The organism is Streptomyces sp. NPDC006430 (assembly GCF_040612395.1).
Classification (GTDB): Bacteria; Actinomycetota; Actinomycetes; order Streptomycetales; family Streptomycetaceae; genus Streptomyces.
The window spans coordinates 1-1731 of the sequence record NZ_JBEXQA010000106.1 but is presented as its reverse complement, the minus strand read 5'-3'; the positions used below and the strand labels follow the sequence as shown (position 1 = coordinate 1731).

Sequence of the window (1731 nt, the reverse complement as noted above, 5' to 3'; positions counted from 1 at the left end):
CGTACCGGCGGGAACCTCCGCCGCAGTGTCGTTCCACTCCACCAGAACCCGATGCAGATCACCCTCGGCCAGCACGTCGACCGAGCTCAGCAGCACCTGCGGATCGCCGACCACGGTCTCGAGGACGCGGGCCCAGGCGGCAGCGATGCGGTCGGCCGCCCCGGCGTCGAACAGGTCGGCAGCAGCGGTGACCGTGCCGCGGAGCCCTGCGGGCGCGCCCTCGGCGTCGAACTCCTCGGCAACCAGGACGTCCAGGTCGAACTTGGCCGCGCTGACGCCGACCGACATTCCGGCGGCCTGTACGTCTCCCAGATCCAAGACCGCCTCGATGGTGTTCTGCATCGTCAGGACGATCTGGAAGAGCGGATGGCGTGCCATGGAGCGGGCCGGGGCGAGCTCCTCGACGAGACGCTCGAAGGGCACGTCCTGGTGGGCACCGCCCGCCAGTCCGGCCTCACGGACTCGGGCGAGCACGTCGGTGAAGGCCGGGTCGCTGGAGAGGTCCGCCCGCAGCACCAGGGTATTGACGAAGCATCCGACGAGGTCGTCGAGGGCCTCGTCGGTGCGTCCTGCGTGTGCCGATCCGATGGGGATGTCGGTGCCCGCACCCAGGCGGGAAAGGAGCACCGCCAGCGCGGCCTGGAGCACCATGAAGGTGGTGACGCCTTCGGTGCGGGCCACCTCCAGCAGCCGGGTGTGCACCTCCGCCGGGACCTCAAGGGGCGCGGTGTGTCCGCGGTGTGAAGCGACAGCCGGGCGGGGCCGGTCGAAGGGCAGCGTCAACTCCTCCGGCGCACCGGCAAGCGTCTCACGCCAGTAGGCGACCTGCCGGGAAAGCACACTCTCCGGGTCATTCTCGTCGCCGAGGAGTTCGCGCTGCCACAGCGCGTAGTCCGCGTACTGCACCGGCAGCGGCTCCCACTCCGGAGCCCGACCCGCACAACGCGCCTCGTACGCCACCGACACGTCCCGCGCCAGCGGACCCATCGACCAACCGTCACCGGCGATGTGGTGCACCACCACAACCAGCACATGCTCATCCGGACCCACGGCGAGCAGCTGAGCACGGATCGGCACCTCGACCGCCAGGTCAAACGCATACCCCGCCGCCTCGGCCACCACAGCATCCACGTCCACCGACGTAACGTCATCGACGAGCAGTTCCCAACCCAGGTTCTCCGGGTCCAGGAGACGCTGGTACGGCTCACCACCGGCGGTGGCGAAGACCGTGCGCAGCACCTCGTGGCGGCCGATCACATCCCGTAGTGCCGCATCCAGCGCCCCGGCATCCAGCGCGCCCTTGAGACGCAGTGCCATCGGAAGGTTGTAGGTCGCGCTCGGGCCTTCCAACTGGCCGATAAACCACAAGCGGCGCTGTGCGTTCGACAGCGGCAGCCGCTCCGGGCGCTCCTGCGCCATCAGGGGCTCCCGCGCCCGGTCGGCGTCGTCGATGCGGGCAGCCAGTCCGGCCACCGTCGGCACCTCGAACAGCACGCGCAGCGACAGCTCGACACCCAACACCGAACGCACCCGGCTGACCAGACGTACCGCAAGAAGCGAGTGGCCGCCCAGGGCGAAGAAGTCGTCGTCGACGCCGACCCTGTCCACGCCGAGGACCTGTGCGAAGACGGCGCACAGGATCTCCTCGCGGACGGAGGAGGGTCCACGGCCGGAGCCGCTGGTGTATTCCTGTACGGGCAGGGCCTTGTGGTCCAGCTTCCCGTTCGGGGA

Annotated in this window: 1 protein-coding gene; it reads right to left on the bottom strand. The window is 69.7% G+C overall.

All coding sequences use genetic code 11. The annotated features are described in order from the left end of the window. The coding region (locus ABZZ20_RS36800) for a condensation domain-containing protein (protein WP_356877410.1) at positions 1-1731 on the bottom strand (1731 nt) is incomplete at both ends.